The organism is Rhizobium sp. M1 (assembly GCF_002531805.1).
GTDB classification, from domain to species: Bacteria; Pseudomonadota; Alphaproteobacteria; order Rhizobiales; family Rhizobiaceae; genus Rhizobium; species Rhizobium etli_C.
In genome coordinates, this window is record NZ_NWSW01000007.1 from 38,222 (window position 1) to 60,302 (window position 22,081).

18 protein-coding genes are annotated in these 22,081 nt (G+C 58.0%); 13 read left to right on the forward strand and 5 right to left on the reverse strand.

What is annotated here, in order from left to right:
* Positions 1-51: 51 nt before the first annotated feature.
* The 3 genes from CO655_RS07660 to mobC all read left to right on the forward strand — a co-directional run bounded on the left by CO655_RS07660 (position 52) and on the right by mobC (position 4,916).
* The gene (locus CO655_RS07660; protein WP_141514294.1) at positions 52-1,710 is read left to right on the forward strand and encodes a tyrosine-type recombinase/integrase; all 1,659 of its coding nucleotides are present in this window, start codon (positions 52-54) and stop codon (positions 1,708-1,710) included.
* Between the two features lie 344 nt (positions 1,711-2,054).
* Positions 2,055-3,098 carry a hypothetical protein gene (locus tag CO655_RS07665; protein WP_097664270.1) on the forward strand — a complete coding sequence of 348 codons (1,044 nt, stop codon included), beginning with the start codon at positions 2,055-2,057 and terminating at the stop codon, positions 3,096-3,098.
* Between the two features lie 1,494 nt (positions 3,099-4,592).
* A complete protein-coding gene (mobC, locus tag CO655_RS07670; RefSeq protein ID WP_097664271.1) occupies positions 4,593-4,916 on the forward strand; it encodes a plasmid mobilization relaxosome protein MobC in 324 nt (107 codons plus the stop codon).
* A 95-nt stretch (positions 4,917-5,011) separates the two neighbouring features.
* Here mobC and CO655_RS34270 read toward each other — a convergent pair whose 3' ends face one another.
* Together CO655_RS34270 and CO655_RS34275 are read right to left on the reverse strand one after the other, a co-directional pair.
* Complete coding sequence (locus tag CO655_RS34270; protein WP_245423764.1) at positions 5,012-5,230, reverse strand: hypothetical protein; 219 nt, start codon at positions 5,228-5,230, stop codon at positions 5,012-5,014.
* Between the two features lie 24 nt (positions 5,231-5,254).
* Positions 5,255-5,500 (reverse strand): hypothetical protein, encoded by a 246-nt coding sequence (locus tag CO655_RS34275; protein WP_245423765.1) that lies wholly within the window; start codon positions 5,498-5,500, stop codon positions 5,255-5,257.
* 136 nt (positions 5,501-5,636) lie between these two features.
* Between CO655_RS34275 and CO655_RS34280 the strand changes: the two genes are divergently transcribed.
* The 7 genes from CO655_RS34280 (at position 5,637) to CO655_RS07705 (ending at position 15,796) form a co-directional block, all read left to right on the forward strand.
* Positions 5,637-5,864: a hypothetical protein gene (locus tag CO655_RS34280; RefSeq protein WP_245423766.1), complete on the forward strand. Its 228-nt coding sequence runs from the start codon at positions 5,637-5,639 to the stop codon at positions 5,862-5,864.
* A 232-nt stretch (positions 5,865-6,096) separates the two neighbouring features.
* Positions 6,097-6,750, forward strand: a complete 654-nt coding sequence (locus tag CO655_RS07680; protein ID WP_097664273.1) for a hypothetical protein — start codon at positions 6,097-6,099, stop codon at positions 6,748-6,750.
* 426 nt (positions 6,751-7,176) lie between these two features.
* The gene (locus CO655_RS07685) at positions 7,177-9,975 is read left to right on the forward strand and encodes a DNA methyltransferase (RefSeq protein WP_097664274.1); all 2,799 of its coding nucleotides are present in this window, start codon (positions 7,177-7,179) and stop codon (positions 9,973-9,975) included.
* 3 nt (positions 9,976-9,978) lie between these two features.
* Positions 9,979-12,048 (forward strand): DEAD/DEAH box helicase, encoded by a 2,070-nt coding sequence (locus tag CO655_RS07690; RefSeq protein ID WP_097664275.1) that lies wholly within the window; start codon positions 9,979-9,981, stop codon positions 12,046-12,048.
* Positions 12,041-13,228 (forward strand): GIY-YIG nuclease family protein, encoded by a 1,188-nt coding sequence (locus CO655_RS07695; RefSeq protein WP_097664276.1) that lies wholly within the window; start codon positions 12,041-12,043, stop codon positions 13,226-13,228. The genes CO655_RS07690 and CO655_RS07695 overlap by 8 nt, the downstream gene beginning before the upstream one ends.
* A gap of 49 nt (positions 13,229-13,277) precedes the next feature.
* The gene (locus tag CO655_RS33340) at positions 13,278-13,892 is read left to right on the forward strand and encodes a hypothetical protein (protein ID WP_141514295.1); all 615 of its coding nucleotides are present in this window, start codon (positions 13,278-13,280) and stop codon (positions 13,890-13,892) included.
* 881 nt (positions 13,893-14,773) lie between these two features.
* A complete protein-coding gene (locus CO655_RS07705; RefSeq protein WP_097664278.1) occupies positions 14,774-15,796 on the forward strand; it encodes a porin in 1,023 nt (340 codons plus the stop codon).
* A gap of 197 nt (positions 15,797-15,993) precedes the next feature.
* Here the strand turns inward: CO655_RS07705 and CO655_RS07710 are convergent, their stop codons facing one another.
* The gene (locus CO655_RS07710; protein ID WP_097606351.1) at positions 15,994-16,890 is read right to left on the reverse strand and encodes an alpha/beta hydrolase; all 897 of its coding nucleotides are present in this window, start codon (positions 16,888-16,890) and stop codon (positions 15,994-15,996) included.
* Positions 16,891-16,954: 64 nt separating this feature from the next.
* Positions 16,955-19,030, reverse strand: coding sequence for a lytic transglycosylase domain-containing protein (locus CO655_RS07715; protein ID WP_097664279.1), 2,076 nt, complete (start codon positions 19,028-19,030; stop codon positions 16,955-16,957).
* Between the two features lie 215 nt (positions 19,031-19,245).
* Between CO655_RS07715 and dapA the strand changes: the two genes are divergently transcribed.
* Both dapA and smpB read left to right on the forward strand, forming a co-directional pair.
* The gene (gene dapA, locus CO655_RS07720; RefSeq protein WP_097664280.1) at positions 19,246-20,130 is read left to right on the forward strand and encodes a 4-hydroxy-tetrahydrodipicolinate synthase; all 885 of its coding nucleotides are present in this window, start codon (positions 19,246-19,248) and stop codon (positions 20,128-20,130) included.
* Positions 20,131-20,225: 95 nt separating this feature from the next.
* Entirely contained in the window at positions 20,226-20,705 is a 480-nt protein-coding gene (gene smpB, locus CO655_RS07725) for an SsrA-binding protein SmpB (protein ID WP_085736719.1), read from the forward strand.
* A gap of 39 nt (positions 20,706-20,744) precedes the next feature.
* Here the strand turns inward: smpB and CO655_RS07730 are convergent, their stop codons facing one another.
* On the reverse strand, positions 20,745-21,326 hold the full coding sequence (locus CO655_RS07730) for an NYN domain-containing protein (protein WP_003546927.1): 582 nt from the start codon (positions 21,324-21,326) through the stop codon (positions 20,745-20,747).
* A 298-nt stretch (positions 21,327-21,624) separates the two neighbouring features.
* On the opposite strand from CO655_RS07730, the gene rpoZ reads away from it, so the two are divergent.
* The gene (gene rpoZ, locus CO655_RS07735; RefSeq protein ID WP_003574261.1) at positions 21,625-22,029 is read left to right on the forward strand and encodes a DNA-directed RNA polymerase subunit omega; all 405 of its coding nucleotides are present in this window, start codon (positions 21,625-21,627) and stop codon (positions 22,027-22,029) included.
* Positions 22,030-22,081: the final 52 nt, after the last annotated feature.

The window sequence follows — 22,081 nt, forward strand, 5'->3', positions numbered from 1 at the left end:
TCTGGCGTCTTGGTTTGGGTTCGTACCCACACAAGTACCCGGGGCCTGTTCATGTATATCACTCGTCGTGACAACGGTTTTCGCTTCCAGCGCCGTATTCCCAAGGATTTGGAGCCGATTCTCGGCAAATCCCCTATTCGCCTTCATCTCGGTCAGCTTCCTGCCCGCAAGGCAGCGCTGATCGCCCGTTTACTTGTCAGTCATTCCGACCGGTTATTCCACAACCTCCTTCAAAACGGGTGCCGATCCATGTCAGAGACTGCCGATCCCAGAGATGTCATCATTGCCGAGTTGCAGCGTCAGCTTGCGGAGGTCATGGATGTGGCTCGACAGACGATGGAGGCCGGCGAGCAGGCAATGGCGGCGCAGGATAGCTTACATGTCGCCGAACTAGAGCGACAGGCGAGCGAGATCAGAATTGCCGCCCTCGAACGCGAGAATGCCCTCCGGCACGGTGTGAACGCGGTCTATTCATCATTCATGGATACGCAAGCCACGGTTCTACAAACTCTGGAAAAAGCGAAAGCCGAGCGGGACGTTACCTCGGTCACACCCAAGCTGGAGGTACTGTCAGAGAAGATCGCATCTCTGAATGCCGCAGTGGAATTGAGCCTCGGCGGAGGATATGATCGACCGCTGATGTCGATAGCACTGGACCAGTGGCACCGCGAGATTCGCGTCAATCAGGGGATTGCAGAGAAAAAGACGGATACGGATTACAACCGGCTCACGGATTTCGTAACCTTTGCCGGCGATAGGCCGATCAACAAGTATCGGTTTTTCGACTTCCAGAAATTCGCCAACCTGCTGGCGGTCGTGCCCTCGAACTACAACAAGATTCCTGAGCTACGCGGGAAGACACGAGAAGAGGCTGCAACCTACAATGCGAGCCTGTCTGCGGATGAGCGGCTCGAAACTTTATCGATCACTACCATCGAGACGAACTATTTTTCGCCGCTGCAGGTGTTCTTTCAGGATGTAGCGGCCGAGTACGAGTTCCGTTCTCCGTTGGCAGACGTCAAAATCCGCATTCCCAAGTTCGTCAAGGGCAAGACGGTACGTCGTCCATTCACGATCGAGGAACTGAACAAGTGGTTCCCAATTGCCGCCGCGGAGAAAAGGGCGGACATGAAATGGTTCGCCTTGCTCGGGGCGCTATTGGGCGCGCGGGTTGGTGAACTCGTACCGTTGCAGGGCAAGGACGTCTATTGTGTCGAAGGAAATGTGTGGGTCATCGATTTGACCACGGACCTGACAGGCGAGGTGGGGGAGGCCGAAGAACGCCAGGTCAAGAACCCGAGCAGCCGGCGCATCATCGCGCTTCCCGACATCATTATGCGTACGAGTTTCATCGACTACGTGAAAACCCGCCGCCTCGAGGATAATCTTTTCCCGGCCTGTTTTTATCATGGGAAGAAGCGGGTTAAAGACCCAGCAGGCGCAGCGTCGAAGCGGTTGAACGGACAATTGAAGGAGGTTGGAATTCATCGCGTGATGGAAACCACCTTTCACTCGACACGTCATACAGCCAAGGACATCATGCGCCTTGCGAAAATTGACGAGCGCATTCACGACAAGCAGACAGGGCACGCAAACAAGACGGTTTCTCGCGGTTACGGCTCGAAGACACTTCTGCGCGAGGAGATCGAGGTATTGCGGCAGCTGCCCCTTCCAGAAGGATTGGACCTTTCTCCCTATTTCGTTCGCTGATCAATCTGTCGGCGCTTGACCCATGCATCGGTGGCTAGGACCATCTCAGGATCGTCCCTGGGCTGGAACCCTGGAGACTGTGCACGGAGAAAGTTCATGAAAGCCAATGTAAAACTCCACCGATTAGACCGGTGACGCGCGGGCTGGAAGGTCCCACCGGCGAATCCTTGGCGTCGAGCGCGACGTCACGTCCCCAAATTGGGAAGGGACGTTCCCACGCGAGTGGGATATGGCAGTGTCGGAGCCATGACCAGGCACTGCGTTTGTCATTGCGCTGCAACGCCTACGCACTAGCCAAGCGCGTCGACCTTCCGCTTGCGGGATCGACAAAGAACATGCGAGCAATGGTTGCCGTCGTTGCTGATGCCATCCTCACGGCGCGCCACGCTCCTGAACTACGGATTTCGTATCCCCGGCGGAACGGTTGGTGGCACGAGACGCGGCGCTACCGCGATCCCAATCTCACCTTCTACAATGTCGTGCCGGCGATCGACGACCTCTTGGATGCGGGCCTTTTGGTCGAACATGATCTCCAACCCGCCGGCCGTCCAACCGGTATCCAGTCGAGCTATCGTCCAGCTCCATGGCTTGCCGACGTAGAAGTACCTGAATTGCGTCACGAGGTCGGCGAAGTCATCCGTCTGAAAGATGCCGCGGGACGTCTGATCGATTACCGTGACAATGACCGGACACGGCGCGACCGCGCCCTATTGGCAAAAATCAATCGCAGCCTCGTCGAAGCCGAGATTGAGTTGGACGTTCCCACCGCCGTTCGAGACGGCAACGCGATACGCCTTGACGGCTATTCCGTTTTCCCGAGCATGATGTCCCTATACCGCGTCTACAACGGAGCATGGGATCGCGGCGGGCGGTTCTATGGCGGTTGGTGGCAATCCTGCCGCAAGGCGCATCGGCGGCACCTAACCATCGACGGCCATTCCACGGTTGAACTGGACTATCAGCAAATCCATCCTCGTCTTCTATACGGCCTTGCCGGCTGTCAATTGGAGGGGGACGCTTACACATTGCCCGGATGGAGCCGCGGCGTTGTAAAGCAGGCATTCAACACGCTTCTGAATGCCGGGAGCCTTCGAGAGGCGCTAGGGTCGATTTCCGAGAACTTGCGTGAAGACCGTAATGCGGCCAAAGCTTTGATCGCTGATATCAGAACGCTGCACCCTGACATTGAAGCCTATTTCCACAGCGGAATCGGTCTACAACTCCAGGCTCTCGATTCTGAAATCTGCCGCAAGGTTCTTGTGGAGATGCATCGAAGAGGCATCGTCACGCTCCCCGTCCATGATTCCTTTATCGCCGCTGACGAGCATGAGGACACGCTTTCGCAGGTGATGCAAAAAGCCTTCTCACTGGTTTCGAAAACCGTCTGAAAGCCTTTTTGAAACATGGGTTTATTCGCAAACTAGACTACAAACGGGGCCCGTAGGCCCCGCGACGCATACGTTCTTCTCTCTATGGACGGCCTTTGTTCTATCTGTGAGGTCGTACATGGAGACGGGCCATTTCATCTAAGACCACGCACCCTAAATCCGATATAGCCAGAAACGTGGGATTCCGCCTCGCCAGACATATGAAAGAACTTTGGATGAGGCCGACATCATTTTCGACCGCCGACCCAATCTAGCGGTCAAGGAAACCCCAAATGCGGCAATGGTGCATGAGGTGCGGCGCTCATTGGCGCTGGCCTAGTCCCGGCCATGTGTCTCATGTCCGGGGATGGGATCGTGTGGGGCATCCGATCCGTCCAGTCCCGCCTTCTCGACCCGAGGCTCGGCTATCCCTGCGCCCGCGCCAGTCGCTCGCCGGGACCGGACGGCTCTCCAGCCCGAAAACAGATGGTTCGAAAGTCGAACGACATTGCCTCGACACTCGAACGGTTGACTGTTCGGCGGTCGAACCGGCATCACGCACTTGCCTGATTATAGCAGGGCCGATGTTGACGCTGGTCATTCGTGTGTCCAGTCATTCGAGATTCGAGACAATTTATGTCGAGTTTCGAACGGTCGAGCGTTCGACTTTCGAAACATCTGACAAACGGAGTGCGAAATCGGCGGCGGTCGATCCCGGATCGCGATGAACGCGACCTCCTACGGCAGCCGTTCTCCCGATTTCGTCACGCGCGAATTCCCGAAGTCCCGCAAGACCGGCGGCGCGATGCTGACTTCTCCGATACGCTCATGGTCAGGGAGGTGTCGCTATCTAACGACGCTGATCGCAACCATTCGAACGTCGAACCTAACGTTTCGAGTTTCGAGATGCCGGCGGACGTTTCGAAACTCGAATGGTCGGCAACACCGGAGCATCGCTTCTCGGCCCAACAGCGTAGAACAGGTCATTAAAATCTGAGAGGTCACGTTAAAGACTGCTCCGGGGTGTTCCTGGGCATTCCTGGGCTCGATTCCGTCGTTGCGATAAAATCATGCCATTGATGTTGCATGGGAAAGGCGCGAGGAAATGAGGTCGAGGTCGATAGTTTTCGAAAGACCTGAATTCCGTCTCATCGTCGAGGAGCTTAACGAAGTCGATCGCTCCGGAAGAATTCTGATGTACGTGGCGTCTCTGTATTTTCAGTCCCGCGGATCGTCGCGGCTGCGTCTCGTTCGTCGTTCCCGTGTTCCAGGTTCCGCTACAGACCTAGAACGTGACGCTCGGCTCGGGCGAGTTGATGTTGGCGGCCTGATCGCGCGTACCGCCTAAAATATTCCCGCCATTTGCGCCGGTGGAATTCAGCACCCAGAATTCAGGAAGACAGAAAGGGGAGCCAGCAATGCCTTGTGCCTACGCACAGGCGACTGGTCAGGGGGAGGAACCTCCCCCGTGAACCCCCTCGACGGCCATGGCCGTACTGAAGGAATTGGGCGGCGATGCGCGACAGGATTATTCGTATTCGAACCACGCATGAGGAGGCGACGACAATGAGAGACCTTGCTGTCGCACGAGGTCTCACATTGTCCGATCTCGTTCGTCGCGCAGCGCTGGGCACTCGTATGCCAGCCCGTCGCTTTGACCGGACGCATGCCGCTCTTATCGCGCGGTTGCTCGGTGAACTCGGTCGGATCGGTGGAAATCTGAATCAGCTTGTTCGGCGCGCCAACGGCGGCAAGCTCGTTGGCCAAGATGCCGAGCTTGCATCGACGCTCGCCGAACTCGACGCACTGCGGGCTCTTGTCCGGGATATCGTCGCATGATTGTCCAGGCGACGCGCATCAGCCGCGCTGGCGGCGTTCATTATCTTGCGCGTCATTTGCTCGACAAGACGACGGAGAACGAGCGTATCGAGGTGTTAGCCGGCGACAGGAACGCACTTCACGACGCTCAGGCGCTCGCGTCGGTAAAGGGCTGCCGTTATGTCATCCGACATCTTTCGATCTCCCCACAGGAAGAAATGACGCCGGCCCAGCTCAGCCAGTTCCTGAACTCGATCGATGTGGAGTTCGGCGTGGGGCCGGATCGCCCGCGCCTTGTCGTTCGCCACGTTAAGAAGGGCCGATCCCACTTTCATGTAGCAGTTGCCGAAGTCGATCCTTCAACGCTTCGTGTTCTCGATTGTCGTCATGATTTCCGTCGCCTCGAAGACCTCGCCCGTCGCTACGAAGAAGACCATGGCGAGACCGTGCAGCCGCCCCGTGCCGAGCGCAGGGCCAACAAGGTGGAGGGCTTTTCCGACGTCGCGAGGAAACGCGCCGAGAGAGCCGCGCCGAAGTTCGATCGGACCAGCCTTCGCCAGGCCGCAGCGCGCGGATACGCGGCGTTCGTCCAGGAGGTCGGTCACCAAGGTCTTCAAATATCGCACGGAGACAAGGGGCCGATCCTCGTCACGCCGGCCGGCGCATTCGTGGCGTCAGCCAACCGCACGGCCGGCATGAAGCGTGGCGAGTTCCAGAATTTTCTACCGGAGGGAATCGAGAATGAACGACTTATCGGAAACCAGACCAGCGTACCAGACCACTCTTGCCACGGTGGAAAGCAACACAGAGCGTCTCTTGCCGCTCCTGAAGCTGCTGGAGACGCCGGAACAAACCGACAGGATAGACCAATTGATAGAATTGCTCGGTCTGATCCTCGACTCCCAGCACCAGCAAGCGCAGGCACTCCAAAACCTCGGCGACAAAATCGACCGGTTGCCGCGGCGATAGGACGACGGAGTCGGGAGACGTTGTCTCTGTACGGTCTGACGAGATTGGACCTAGACGACCTTCTCAGGCGTGCAAGGGAAATCGCGACGTCGATCCGCTCAATGTTCGAAACTGAACGGGACCGCCTTACGCGGCAGATCGTTGAGGCTAAGCGGACGTGGAAATCATTTCCACCGGCGGAGGTCCAGCGAGCCTCCGCGCCGAGCTATGATTATCGGCGGAGGATGACACCATGAACAAACCTGATCCTAAGACGCGGAGGAAAAGAAGACGCCGTACCTGTTATGATCGGCTGCGCGCGCGGATGATCACCGCCCGTCGTGTGCGTCGGGTCGATCCGGCCTCATCTGCCGCGGCGCAGTTGCTGGCGATCATTGCCTCTCTTGTGGGGCGGATGCCACTCACGCCACCAGCACCGGTCAAGTATGCTGCTCCCTCTGTCTCTCCCGCTTGGGCGGAGAGGAAGCAGTTGGCCCAACGGCTTGGAGTGCCCGTCCGCTACGTCGAGATAACGATGGCACGCGGTGAGGTTCCCTATTCGATACTTTTCCACCACATCCGTGGCGGTGGCGCATCGCGTCGCGACGCGATGACGGTCTTGCGCACCCGTGCACCGGAGGCTTCGATCGACTGGCTCGACCACGTGGACGTCGCGGGCCGATGGTCGGACCTCCTGTTGTGTTTTGTCCGTGGCGAGTACGAAGAGGATACCGACATCAAGCTCCTGGCTTCAACGATCGCCTGGCTCGACACGCTTTCCCCCCGCGGAGACATTGCAGGCCCGGAGGAAACCGGAACAGGCATGGGTAGTAGCCTTGTTCCTCGTCCCAGCAAAGACTCCGACCCGACCAACGATGAGGGCGGACCGAAGGGTCGCCGGCCGTAACGCCGCAAACAAATCCTTCAAATCATTACCGAGGAGAACCGACGAGTGCCTAAACCAAATTGGAAACTGATCGAACCATTCATCAAAGCCGTGCGAGACCTTGAGTTTGCTATCGCAGAAGCCGATCGTATCGGAGGACGGGCATGGGACTACGAATGTACCGCAGCAGAAGAACGGAATAGGCCATCCGGAAACTTAGCGTTTCAGCATCTCAATGACGCCCTTAAAGACCTTGATCGGGCGAGAGAAGCGGTTGTCGCCGTCCAAGGTCATCTTCGAAAGATCACGTCGAATCCTTGAATTTCTCTGCGCTAGTGTTCACACGTGACGACTCAACTTCTGTCCGTTAATGATTGCCCTCAACAATCGACATCCTTGGACATTACGGGCCAGGGGACAAGAACACGGGCATGAGGAAGACGTCGCATGAATGCGGTCGAAATCGAAGAAGCTGTATCGGAACTGGCCGGGCAGCCGTTCGACTCTGCGGAGTTTCCGTTCGCCTTCCTGATGGCATTCGGCAATAAGGAAACGACGGTCAGGCGTCTGCGTACGCCGTCCGCCAATGCGTCGGACCTGACCGGCGGCGTGCTCCAGCGGACAAATATACATATAGCGACCTGTGCACGAGGTAAGGTCGGCGAGACGCTTGTCTTGCTGCGCAACAGCCCGAAGACGACGTCCAACAAAGCCAAGTTCATCCTGGCGACCGATGGCGTCACCTTTGAAGCCGAAGACCTCACCAGTGGCGAAACGGTCGCCTGCACTTATCCGGAATTTGCCGACCATTTCGGGTTTTTCCTGCCGCTGGCGGGCATCAGCACCGTAAGGCAAATCCGCGAGAGCTCGTTTGACATCCGCGCCACGGGCCGTTTGAACAAGCTCTACGTCGAACTTCTTAGGGATGAGAAAAACGCTGACTGGGCGAAGGCCGAACGCCGTGGGGACATGAACCATTTCATGGCGAGGCTGATCTTTTGCTTCTTCGCCGAAGACACCGATATCTTCCATGGCGAGGGCCTCTTCACGGCCACAGTCGACCAGATGAGCGAACGCGATTCATCAAATACTCACGAGGTCATAGGCACACTCTTCAGGGGTATGAACACAAAGATCGTGGATCGCTCCAACTTTCCCCGCTGGGCCAATGGATTTCCGTATGTAAACGGCGGCCTATTCTCCGGGAGCACCGAGGTTCCGCGCTTCAGCAAGATCGCCCGTTCCTACTTGCTCCATATCGGCGGTCTCAACTGGCGAAAGATAAACCCGGATATCTTCGGATCGATGATCCAGGCCGTCGCTGACGATGAGGAGCGTGGCGCACTCGGCATGCACTACACCAGCGTGCCAAATATTCTCAAGGTACTGAACCCGCTCTTCCTTGATGACCTTCGGGCAAAGCTGGACGAAGCGGGCACCAACCCTCGCATGCTCCTAAATTTGCGCCGACGCATGGCAAGGATCAGAGTTTTCGATCCGGCCTGTGGCTCCGGCAACTTCCTTGTGATCGCCTACAAGGAAATCCGGGCTATCGAGGCCGAGGTCAATAAACAGCGCGGAGAACCGGATCGTCGGACAGACATACCGCTAACGAACTTCCGAGGGATCGAATTGCGAGATTTCCCCGCGGAGATTGCTCGGCTTGCGTTGATCATCGCCGAATATCAGTGTGACGTCCTGTATCGCGGCCAGAAAGAGGCGCTGGCGGAGTTCCTTCCGCTCGACGCCCAGAACTGGATTGTTTGTGGAAATGCCCTCCGGCTCGACTGGCTCAGCGTTTGTCCACCAACGGGGACGGGCGTCAAACTCCATGCTGATGATCTCTTTCATACGCCGCTAGATCAGGCACAGATCGATTTCGAAAACGAGGGCGGAGAGACATACATCTGCGGAAATCCGCCATACAAGGGCGACAAAGTCCAAACGAAAGAGCAAAAGCTTGACATGAGTGCGGTCTTTTCCGGCCTAACGGATCAATGGAAATCCCTTGATTACGTCGCGGGATGGTTCATGAAAGCCGCAGAATACGGCACGGCCGTTGACTGCTCTTGCGCCCTTGTGAGCACCAATTCGATATGCCAAGGCCAACAAGTTCCAATCCTCTGGCCACTTGTCTTCGCTAAGGGACAGGAAATTTTCTTCGCACACAAATCATTCAAGTGGGCGAATTTGGCGAGCTACAACGCGGGCGTCACGGTAGCAATAATTGGTTTCAAACGTGAGGCAGGATCGGTACGACAAATCTATGAGAGTGGCGAAAACGGCGAACTGACGATCCACGAAGTGCCGAAGATCAACGCCTATCTCACTAAGGGCGAAAATCTCATAGTTGAGAAGTCGTCGCGCCAAATCTCATCGCTTCCTGAGATGACGCTGGGGAACATGCCGAAAGATGGCGGAAATCTGCTCATGGATCAGCAGGAGCTAGATCGATTGGGTCTCAGCGATGAGCAGCGTCGGTCCTTTGTTCGGCCTCTGGTCGGATCGCGCGAATTTATTAGCGGCGAAATGAAGTATTGTCTCTGGATTTCGGATTCAGATTTGCCCCAAGCGGAAGCGATACCGAGCTTGGCTCATCGTATCGCTGCAACCCGTCAGATGCGTTCTGAGAGCGAAAAGGAGGCAACTAGGCGATACGCAAGAACGCCACATCGGTTTGTGGAGATAAGATATGATCCAGCTGGCGGCCAGCTTTCACAACAGCCAATAATCGTATTGCCTCGAATTACTTCCGAAAACCGTGAATACCTGCCGGCGGGAGTGTGTTCTCCCGAAAGTATCCCAAGTAGTCAGAATTTTGCGTTTATAGATACTCCCTCGTGGACGCTCAGCTTGGTTATTTCTCGCCTCCATCTAACGTGGATTGGGACCGTGTGCGGCAGAACAAGGACGGATTTCGCATATTCAAATAGTTTGGGTTGGAACACCTTTCCTGTGCCGCCGCTTACTGAAAAGAACAAGGCAGACCTCACCCGCTGCGCGGAAGAAATCTTACTCGCTCGTGAGGCTCACTTCCCTGCGACCATTGCCGATCTCTACGACCCCGACGCCATGCCTGCGGACCTTCGCGCCGCCCATGAGCGTAACGACGAAGTCCTGGAGCGCATCTATATCGGACGTCGCTTCCGGAATGATACCGAGCGGCTGGAAAAGTTGTTCGAGCTATATACGAAAATGACCACCGATAAGGCACCGAAGCAATCGACTAGGAAAGGCGCGGCCTGACCCATGACCACGACAAAGACAGTCCCATCTGTTTCCATGCGCACGGCCGGAACAGGTGCGTCTACAAAGGCCAACGAACTCGGCATGAGAACGATGCAGGAGCGCGCCTACGAACGCCGTGGCGAGCAATACCTGTTGATCAAGTCGCCGCCAGCATCGGGCAAATCCCGTGCATTGATGTTTATTGCGCTCGACAAGCTCCACAATCAGAATGTCCGTAAGGCCATCATCGTCGTTCCAGAACGCTCTATCGGCGGCAGCTTCGCCGACGAGCCGCTGTCGAAGTACGGCTTCTGGGCCGATTGGACGGTCAAGCCGCAGTGGAATCTTTGCAACGTCGCCGGCATCGAAAACACGTCCGTCGCCAAGTCGAAGGTCAAGGCCGTTGGCCAGTTCCTCGAAAGCGAGGATCGGGTCTTGGTTTGCACCCACGCGACGTTTCGATTTTCCGTCGAAGAACTTGGAATCGAAGCCTTCGATGACTGCCTGATTGCGGTCGATGAGTTTCATCATGTCAGCTCGAATCCGGACAACAAGCTCGGCTCGCAACTGGGGCAGTTTCTTTCCCGAGACAAGGTACACCTCGTCGCCATGACGGGGAGTTATTTTCGCGGCGATGCCGAGGCCGTGCTAGCGCCTCAGGACGAGTCTAAGTTCGTCACCGTAACCTACACGTACTACGAACAGTTGAATGGGTACGACCATCTGAAATCTCTCGATATCGGCTACTTCTTCTATTCCGGCCGGTATCTCGATGCGATCACCAAAGTCCTCGATGCTGCCCTCAAGACCATCGTGCACATTCCCAACGTCAACTCGCGCGAGAGCACGAAGGACAAGGTGAAAGAGGTCAACGAGATCATGGATGCGCTCGGCACCTGGGAAGGGGAAGACCCTAAGACCGGGTTCCACCTTGTTCGCCTGCCAGACGGACGTCTGATCAAAGTCGCCGATCTCGTCGATGACGAGCCGGCACGACGTGACAAAGTCGTTTCTGCATTGAAAGACCCGAAACACAAGAATGACCGCGATCACGTCGACATCATCCTAGCGCTCGGAATGGCCAAAGAAGGTTTTGACTGGATTTGGTGCGAGCATGCGTTGACTGTCGGCTACCGTGCCAGCCTCACCGAGATCATCCAGATCATTGGTCGCGCCACTCGCGACGCCCCGGGGAAGTTGTCGGCGCGCTTCACCAACCTGATCGCTGAGCCAGACGCCAGCGAAGAGGCCGTCGTGGACGCCGTCAACGACACGCTGAAGGCGATCGCAGCTAGTCTGTTGATGGAGCAGGTGCTTGCGCCGCGCTTTAACTTTACGCCGAAGAACGCTGAAAGTGGGCCGCTGCCTGATTTCGATTACGGCGAACAGGGTTATGACCCCAAGGGCACGAATGTCGGCTTCAATGAGGCGACCGGCCAGTTCCATTTCGAGATCGGCGGCCTCGTGACGCCGCAGAGCAACGAAGCCAAACGCATCTGCCAGGAAGACCTTAACGAAGTGATCACGGCGTTCGTTCAGGACAAGCCCGCCCTCGAAAAGGGGCTGTTTGACGACGAGACAGTGCCGGAAGAGTTGACTCAGGTCCGAATGGGAAAAATCGTCAAGGATCGCTATCCTGAGCTCAGTGACGTCGACCAGGAAGCCATCCGCCAGCACGCTATCGCCGCCTTGAACCTGACGCAGAAATCCAAGTCAGTGGCCGCCGAATTGGAAGAATCCGGCCAACTGACTGGTGGATCGGCGCTGATCGACGGCGTCCGGAAATTCGCGATGGACGTCCGTAATCTGGATATCGATATGATCGACCGGATCAATCCCTTCGAGGCTGCCTATTCGATCCTGGCAAAGTCCATGAGCGAACAGACCTTGAAGCAAGTTGCCGCGGTCATCGCCAGCAAGAAGATCAGCATTCCTTATGAGGAAGCTCGCGATCTGGCGCTACGTGCTAGGAAGTTCATGCAGGATCGCGGTCGTGCGCCGGACATCACATCGGCGGACGCCTGGGAAAAGCGTATGGCGGAAGGGGTTATCGCCCTGAGGCGACATGTAGAGCAGCAGAAGAATGGTTGATATTTCCGACGACGACCTCCTTGCCGAACTCGGGGCGGCACCGGAAGCCAAGAAGCAAAGCGCGAGAACCCCACGCGAAGAACGGATCATCGCCGGCTTTGAAGACATCGTCCGGTTTCGAGAGGAGCATGGCCGCACGCCTCAGCATGGAGAAGCGCGGGACATATTCGAACGGCTCTATGCCGTTCGGCTTGACCGACTACGCGAACAGGAGGATTGCCGATCGCTGCTTCGTGCATTCGATCGGTACGGCTTGATGGCGGAAGTCACCGCAACCAGTGTTCAGATTGAAGACCTCGACGACGATACCCTATTGGCGGAACTCGGCGTCGAACCAGTCGGTGATGTGGACTTGACAAATCTAACCCATGTTAAACCGCGCGCTGAGGTTCGCGCCGCCGAGGACGTTGCCAACCGGACGCCATGCGCGGACTTCGACAAGTACAAGCCGTTGTTCGATGCAGTGCAAACCGAGCTTGAAACCGGATTACGTCAAACCCGACCGTTCGAATTGAAAGCTGAAATTCGCCCAGGTGCCTGGTTCATCGTCGGCGGACAGAAGGCATATGTCGCGGAAATGGGAGAGCAGTTTACAACCGAACACGGTCGAACTGACGCCCGCTTGCGCGTGATTTTCGACAACGGCACCGAGAGCAAAATGCTCATGCGCTCTCTTCAGCGTTCGCTGAACAAGGACGAGGCCGGCCGCAGAATAACCGACCCAATTGCGGGACCGCTGTTCTCTGGTCAGGAGTCTGACGGCGATACGGAAAGCGGCACCATCTACGTGTTGCGAAGCAATTCGGACCATCCCGTCGTCGCGGCGAACAGGGATGTTGTCCATAAGATCGGCGTCACTAACATGACTGTCGAGCAACGGATCGCGGGCGCTCGACTGCAATCGACCTACTTGTTGGCCGACGTCGAAGTCGTCGCCACCTACAAGCTTTTCAATATCAACAGGACCAAGCTGGAACATGTGCTTCATCGCGTCCTGTCGCCGGCGCGCCTAGACCTCACCGTTCGGGATCGGTTCGGCAATCCAGTGAAACCCGAAGAATGGTATCTCGTGCCGCTCCACGTCATCGATGAGGTCGTGGAGAAGGTCAAGGATGGTTCAATTACGGGGTACGAGTACGATCCGGGGGAGGCGAGCCTGCAGCGGGTTGTCTCTCAGTGAACGTTAACGGTTACCTGTCTAGTTTTGTACGGACATCGAAGGGGCGGTTATGCCGAGCTGCTACAATTGTGGTGGGAGGATAGAATTTCGATATCAAGGCGGCCGCCCGATTCCCATCCACGTTGATGGTGGGTGGTGCTCCGGCTATAGGAGTAGTCCTGATCCCGCAGTTGTCAGGCAATTCAACTCGGTTGCTTCTTACGTCAATCCGAACGCCGAATGTCCGGTTTGCCATAACCGCGTATTTTTTTATCAAAGCCCCCACGGGGGGCGGGTATTTTTCGACAACCTGGGCTGGCCTTGGCCAAAACATGCATGCACGGACAAACAGCAGGCCCAGACAGGTTCGATAAAAGCCACCAGCCAGAGCAACCATTCGCCTTTTCGCAATAGGCAAGGAGAGAGCCTGGATATCTACCGCCTGGAAACGCTTCAGGTGCAAGATGGCACGATCCTCATGGTGTTTCGGACCATGGGGGGAGATCGAAAGTTCAATGCCACGATCACTGCCCTCGATTTGGCCGATCAGGGCGTATCGCCCGATGACCTGCGGCTCGCCCCGTCATTTGCTGTGCGGAAATATCCGTCATACCGCCTGCTTGAATTCATCTCCGATCGAAAGAAGCGCATTGATCTAATCAGGCTACCAAAAGTGCAAGCCTGACGAGAGGCCTCGCATGACTGGACCTGATCGTTCGAACCGGTCGCTGGCAAATGGAGCCCTATGTGTGCGATCGGCAGGCCAAAATCGCGGAGCTCTCCTGACAGATTTCGATGATGGCTGCATGCGCCAGTCGATGATCTCCTATACGGCGTTCATGTCGAAACAAACTTGCCTGAGAAAATCCGTTGACGTAACGACGCGGAACTCCTAATTTTGCGCCTGTACCCACGTACGTACCCGAACCGACGTTTTGGCGACTCGTGAATCAATAGGTTACGGCCGACTTGGCGAGGAATCCCATCTTCTCCGCCATTTCAATTTCCGCAGCGCATCTCGTGTCTTACCCTCGGGCGGGGAATTATGGTCGATTAGTCGGCTATGCCTCGCAGTCGCGCGGTGGAGAAATCTCCTCCCTTCGAAGAGAGAGAATCGCCGGCGAGAATCACGTCCCGCGTTCCTGTCCTCGGCGACCGGCGAAAGTGGATCGGTGAACGGCCGGTTACGCTTCCGAGGATCCGGATGTCTCCCGCAACAATCGGATTTTGTCAGAAAAGCGTCATGAATGTGTCGAAAGACGCATGTCCAGCACGTTGTCGATCTCGCCTAAGCTGCCGCAAAATCAGGCTTTTCTTAACAAACTATAAAGGAAACCGGGGCCGGCTGCCCGACTTGTGTCCTTTCAGCAACAGAATGCGGGGAAGGCTCCCTCAAACCCCCTGTTGGAGCAAGTTGGTGATTGCGTGACGGCCGCCGTCTTGTATTTTCACCCTCGGAAGCAAGGGCGACGGATCGTCCACTTCTTGAAACACGGGGATGGGGCAGGGAACGCTGCTCAGCGAAAGATCCCAAACCCGATCGAAACTTTGAATTGGAGGTCATTTATGAACATCAAGAGCCTTCTTCTCGGCTCCGCTGCTGCTCTCGCAGTAGTTTCCGGTGCTCAGGCTGCTGACGCTATCGTTGCTGCCGAGCCGGAACCGGTTGAATATGTTCGCGTCTGCGACGCTTACGGCACCGGCTATTTCTACATCCCGGGCACCGAAACCTGCCTCAAGATCAACGGTTACGTCCGTTTCCAGGTTGACGTTGGTGATCAGCCGCTCAACGGTTCGGACAGCAACGACTCGGACTGGGACGCCCGTACGCGCGGCCAGGTTCAGTTCACGGCTAAGAGCGACACCGAATATGGTCCGCTGACCGGCGTCATCGTCATGCAGTTCAATGCTGACAACGCTTCGGATCAGAGCGCCAAGCTCGACTCCGCTTACATCGACATCGCCGGCTTCCGCGCCGGTCTGTTCTACAGCTGGTGGGACGACGGCCTCTCGGGCGAAACCGACGATATCGGCTCGCCGGTCACGCTGCATAACTCCATCCGTTATCAGTACGAAACCGACGCCTTCTACGCTGGCATCAGCGTCGACGAACTGGAAGACGGCTTCTACAAGACGGACGAAGAGCCGAACAACGTCGGCGTAGCCGTCGGTCTCGGTGGCAAGGCTGGTGCGTTCAGCTACCAGATCACTGCCGGCTATGACGTCGACAACGAAGAAGGTGCTGTCCGTGCAATGGGTACGGTTGACATCGGTCCCGGTACGCTCGGCCTCGCTGCCGTATACGCTTCCGGCCCGAGCTCCTACTACACCAAGGCTGAATGGGCTATCGCTGCCGAATACGCAATCAAGGCAACCGACAAGCTCAAGATCACTCCTGGCGTCCAGTACTACAGCAACTACTACGTTGCTGGCGACGACTTCAGCGATGACGACGCTTGGAAGGTTGGTCTGACGGTTGATTACCAGATCGTCGACAACTTCTACGCCAAGGCTTCGGTTCAGTACCTCGATCCGGAAAACGACGACGACTCGACGGCTGGCTACTTCCGCCTGCAGCGCTCGTTCTAATCTGATCTGACCTCGGTCAATCAGGAAAGCCCGGCTCTCGAGCCGGGCTTTTTTTGTATCTGCACGAATGGCATGGAGGCAGTTGGGGCAGCGGCCTGGAAATCGGAGCCGTTTCGGAAAGCCCGCCGGCTTGCAAGGTTATGGCGCCTTTGCCTGTCTCAAAAGGCGCGCGGCTGCGGCTGAACGATCTCTGTCAGCTATCGGCAGCTGGTGAGGAAGGCTCCAATGGCTGCAGGGATATTGCCAAGATGGAGGAGGGGCGCATGTCCTTGTCCCTGAGCTGCGTGCAGGATCAGGCTCGGATGCCGGCGGACCATTTCCGCGGCCGTCTCCTTTGAGAGCAGAGCCGTATTTTCGCCGCGGATCAGCATCAGCGGCAGCCGGCTCAGGCTTTCGAACTGCTCCCAGAGCTCGGGCAGCGGCTGGCTGAAATCGACCGATCGCAGCGCCTCGGCGATTGCCGGATCGAAGTCGGCGACCGGTCTTCCGTCGGTGTCGCGGTAAAGCGCAAGCGCCATCTCGCGCCAGTCTTCCCCTGCAAGCGCGGTAAACGAGGCACCGTGATTCTGCTTCAGTATATCGGCCGCCTCGTTCCAATCGGCCGGCTTCCTGCCGCTGTTCAAGTAGTCGCGAATGAGTGCCAGCCCTCCGGCCTCGATCGCAGGGCCGATGTCGTTCAGGATGACGGCTTCGAGAAGATCCGGCCGTGTCGCCGCGATCAGATGCAGGATCAGTCCGCCACGCGATGTGCCGATGAAAACCGCCCGCTCGATGCCGAATGCCGCGCAGGCGGCAATAATGTCGCCGGCCTCGACGGCGAGAGTGTAATTGGCCTTGTTCTCATCCCATGTGGAATTTCCACGTCCGCGCGAATCGAGCGCGATCACCCGGCGTGGGCCTGTCTCGTCGCGGCAGAGACGCAGCGCAAGCGGGTGAAAATCCCGGCTATTGCGGGTCAGACCGGGCAGGCAGATCACCGGCAGCCGTGCCGCGGCTGCCGCCTCGTCCGGCCTGTAGTCGCGGGCATAAAGCGTCAGCCCATCGGCAGAAGAATAATATCGTTCCTGGAAACCGCCTGCATCCATGTCCGCCATCGCATCCTCAAGACCTATCTGAGCCCGAAGATGTAGCCTGCTTTTCAAGCCGCGCCAAACGGCTTCAGGAGGCGCTGCGTCCGCCGATCAGGTCGCGCTCGATATCCGTCGGCTGGCCGAGGCGAGCCTTGTAGACTTCGTAATTCTCCATCACCCGCTGCACGTAGTTGCGCGTCTCGGGGAAGGGGATGCGCTCGATCCAGTCGACGATCTCGTCGATCGGCCTGCCGCGTGGGTCGCCGTAGCGGCCGATCCATTCCGGCACCCGTTTCGGCCCGGCATTATAGGCGACGAAGGTGAGAATATAGGAGCCGCCGAAGGCCTCGATCTGCTCGCCGAGATAATGCGCGCCGAGCGTCGCATTATATCCGGCATCGGCCGTCAGCTTGTCCTTCGAAAACGTGATGTTGTGGCGCTTGGCCACCGCCTGGGCCGTGCCGGGCAGAAGCTGCAGCAGACCGCGCGCATTTGCTGCCGAAACGGCGGCCGGATTGAAGGCGCTTTCCTGCCGGGCGATGGCATAGGCGAGCGCCTTGCCGGAGCCGGATATATTGGCATTCGCCGGGATCACCCCGACGGGAAAGGCAAGCGCTGCGACGTCAATGCCGCGGCCATAGGCGATCTTGCCGATCTGCAGCGACAGATGGTGATTGCCCGATTGCTCGGCCTGCGCTGCGAGGATAGCCAGTTCCCCCGGGCTCTGCAGCTGGTCGGCAAGCGCGAGATAGAGAATGTCGGCGCGCCAGCCGTGACCTGCCGCCTCGAGCCGGGTGATCGCCTGCACGGCTTCGCGCGCCTGAAGGCGCTGGCGGTCGGCCGTGCTCGGCGCGGGATAGGCGACATTGAGCGTTTTTCGTCCCAGTTTTTCGGCTGCGAGCTGGCCGTAGAAAGTGCCGGGAAAATTTGCGGCCTTGCCGTAGAATTCGCCTGAAATGCCAGGGCCGCCGGCTTCGGCTGCCCGCCCGAGCCAATACCAGGCGCGCGACACCGAGATCGGTCCGTTCGACGTCGCCAGAATCTTGCGGAAATGTCTTTCCGCCGTCGTCGGGTCCTGCAGGCCGCGAAGCGCATACCATCCGGCGTGGAACTCGGCCTCGACAATGTCGGTCTGGCTGGTTGCCGCGTAGTTTGCGACGATGCGGTAGGCCGGTTTGAATTGTCCCTGGTCGACGAGGCCGCGGCTGACGATCCGCTGCTCGTTCCACCATTCGCCGGAATTGACGAGTTCGCCGGCTCCGCGCGGCATCTTCTCCAGCAGGGCTGCGGCCTCGGCATATTTGTCCTGCTTGCGCAGATATTCGATCTTCGCAAACAGCAGGCCGGCATCGCCTCGCCATCTCGCGTCGACGGCATTGATGAGCGCGCCGGCGTTGGCGGCTTTGGCGTCGACGGCGGCCCAGGCCTTGTAGAGCGATTGCGCCTCACCCATGTCGCCGAACCGCTTCGCCTGCGCCACCCGGCCGCGATACATCAGATAGTCCATCCGCGCCTTGTGGTCGGCCGGCGTCAGCAGGGCGGAAAATTCGACGAGGATCTTGTCTTCACCCGCCTTGTCGAGCGCCTCCGTGCGCCAGAGCTTGCGGATATATTTGGCCGCCTGCGCCTGCTTGCCTGAGGCAACCAGCGACCGCCCGAGAATGACGGCGCCCTGCATCGTCTCGGGCGCGGTGTCGCCGAAGGCGGCAAGCACGGCTGATGGGGCGGGGTTTTCATCGTAGAGCGCCCGTTCGGAATAGGTGCGCAGCCGCGAAAGGCCGGGCCATCCCTTGAGCTCCTGCGCTGCGCTGGCGATCTCATAGGAGGGAACGCCCTTCAATCCGGATACGGCGATCGCCCAGGTGAGGATATGGCGGTCGAGCATCCCCTGCCGCATGCTGTCGCGGATCGACAGAGCCAGTTGCGGATTCTTGGCGCTAAGCGCGTCGAGGCCGGTTTTCAGATCACTGGCAACAGGCGCGATGGCCGGATTGCGCGGGATGGCGCCGGTGGTCAGCGCCTCCGGTATCGATGTCTCGGGCACGAAGCCGATCGGCTTGACGTCGGCCGCAGGAAGGTTTTCGCCGGCAAGCGGCGACGCAACGCTGCCCCACGCGGCGGCAACGAAGCCGAAGGCGGTCAGAATCAGGACAGCTTTCTTCATCCGGGATCTCGCAACGAAAACACGCCCTACCCATTTGGCTGGAGGCATCTTAACGAAACCTTACCGTACCAGGTAAAATTCATTCACATCTGCTATCGGATTTTGCCCTAAACCGAACTCTCCGCGCTTGTCGCGATGATTTCGGCGCTTTATGGTGCGCAACTCTTAGTCATGGAATGCGGCCGAAGCAAGGATTTGGTCGTGAGGAGCTTTGCATGTTCAATGGGTCCATTCCCGCCCTCGTTACCCCCTTCACCGATGCCGGATCGATCGACGAAGACAGCTTCGCCGCCCATGTCGACTGGCAGATCAAGGAAGGCGGCGGCGGTCTCGTTCCGGTCGGCACGACAGGCGAATCGCCGACGCTGTCGCATGCCGAACACAAGCGGGTCGTGGAACTCTGCATCGAAGTGGCCGCAAAACGCGTTCCCGTCATGGCCGGCGCCGGTTCGAACAACACGCGTGAGGCGATCGAGCTTGCCCAGCATGCCGAAAAGGTCGGTGCCGACGCCGTGCTTGTCGTCACGCCCTATTACAACAAGCCGACGCAGAAGGGGCTGATCGCGCATTTTTCCGCGATCGCCGAGGCCGTCGCTCTGCCGATCTATATCTACAATATCCCCGGCCGTTCGGTGGTCGACATGACGCCGGAAACGATGGGCGCGCTCGTCAAGGCGCACGGGAATATCGTCGGCGTCAAGGATGCGACGGGCAAGATCGAGCGTGTCTCCGAGCAGCGCATCACCTGCGGCAAGGACTTCAGGCAATTGTCCGGCGAGGACGCAACGGCGCTCGGCTTCAACGCCCATGGCGGCGTCGGCTGCATCTCGGTAACGGCCAATGTCGCCCCGCGCCTCTGCGCCGATTTTCAGGCGGCAACGCTGGCCGGCGAATACACCCGCGCGCTGGAATATCAGGACCGGCTGATGCCGCTGCACAAGGCGATCTTCCTTGAGCCCGGTCTCTGCGGCGCCAAATACGGCCTCTCCAAGCTCGGCCGCATGAGCCGCAACGTCCGCTCGCCGCTGCTGTCGACGCTGGAGCCGGCAACCGAAGCGGCGATCGACGCAGCTCTGCGCCATGCCGGGCTGCTGAACTGAAGAGACCGCCCGTCTTCACAAGGCCGGGTCGTTCCCTTACATAAAGGGCAGCAATGAGGGCGCGGCTTTTCGCGCGCCTCGAAGGAAATATCGTCATGGCCCCCAAAGGCAGCCAGCGCGTGGTGAACAAGGTCGTGGCGGAAAACCGCAAGGCCCGCTTCAACTACGAGATCATCGATACTTACGAGGCCGGCCTCGTGCTGATGGGCACGGAGGTCAAGTCGCTGCGCGAAGGCAAGGCCAATATCGCCGAATCCTACGCATCGGACGAGGACGGCGAGATCTGGCTGATCAATTCCTACCTGCCGGAATATCTGCAGGCGAACCGCTTCAACCACGAACCGCGCCGGCGTCGCAAGCTTCTGCTGTCGGGCCGCGAAATCCATCGCCTGCGCTCAGCCGTCAACCGCGAAGGCATGACGCTGATCCCGCTGAAGATCTATTTCAACGATCGGGGACGGGCGAAGATGGAACTGGCGCTCGCCAAGGGCAAGAAGCTGCACGATAAGCGCGAATCCGAGAAGGAGCGCGATTGGAACCGCCAGAAGAGCCGCTTGTTGAAGGATAATGGCTGAGCCATCAAGCCGCAGCCGATCGGCTCGCGGCGCTTTCGATCAGTCCTCGAAATCGCTGGCCGGGGCGACTTCGGCCGGACGCGGCGCCCGCTCCGACGGATCGCGACCGATCTCAGCCTTCAGAGACAAGAGGTCGATGAAATGATCGGCCTGCCGGCGCAGGTCGTCGGCGATCATCGGCGGCTGGGTCGCCATCGTCGAGATCACCGAGACCTTGCGGCCTCTGCGCTGCAGCGCCTCGACCAGGTTGGTGAAGTCGCCGTCGCCGGAGAAGATGACGAGATGGTCGACGGTTTCGGATTGTTCCATGGCGTCGATCGCAAGCTCGATGTCCATGTTGCCCTTGATCTTCCGCCGGCCCATGGAGTCGGTAAACTCCTTGGCGGGTTTGGTGACGACCTTGTAGCCGTTGTAATCGAGCCAGTCGATCAGGGGACGGATCGACGAATATTCCTGATCTTCGATCAAGGCCGTATAGTAGTAGGCGCGCAGGAGGTAGCCGCGTTTCTGGAACGCTTTCAATAGCTTGCGGTAATCTATGTCGAAACCGAGGCTCTTGGATGCAGCGTAGAGGTTGGCGCCGTCAATAAAGAGTGCAATTTTTTCGCGTGGGTCAAACATCGCTTACCAATTCCTAATGAGAGAAATCGAAATTCGCAGGGCATCAAATTTCAATAAATACAATGGCTTATTGTGATTTTTGATTTGATCCTTACTTTACTAAGTGTTCATATAAGAGAGATTTAGGGCACGATTCGTCATATTCCAAGCAACCTTCGGTGGAATTGTGACATTCTCCATGGAAATTTAGCTCAGCCACGGATAAAGACGAGGGAGCCGGAACGAAAAACTTGTATTTGCCCGGTTTTAATTGTATCGGGCGTGTTAATCCCGAAATGACGACCGTAAAGGACAGGCAATGGCCCGTGTCACAGTTGAAGATTGCATTGACAAGGTAGAGAACCGCTTCGAGCTGGTTCTGCTCGCCAGCCACCGCGCCCGGCTGATTTCCCAGGGTGCCTCGATCACCATCGACCGCGACAATGACAAGAACCCTGTCGTCGCCCTGCGCGAAATCGCCGACGAGACGCTGTCGCCCGATGACCTCAAGGAAGATCTGATCCATTCGCTGCAGAAGCATGTCGAAGTCGACGAGCCCGAGCCCGATCCGGCCAGCATGATCGCCGCCGGCGGTGTTGCCGCAGCCGACAGCGAGGAGCAGGACGACCTGCCGGAGACGATCACCTTCGACCAGATGTCGGAAGAAGAGCTGCTTGCCGGCATCGAGGGCCTGGTGCCGCCGGAAAAGAGCGACGATTATTAAGCGCGCCGGCCGGTTCTGATCCGGAAAAGAGCGACGATTACCAATCGTCAAT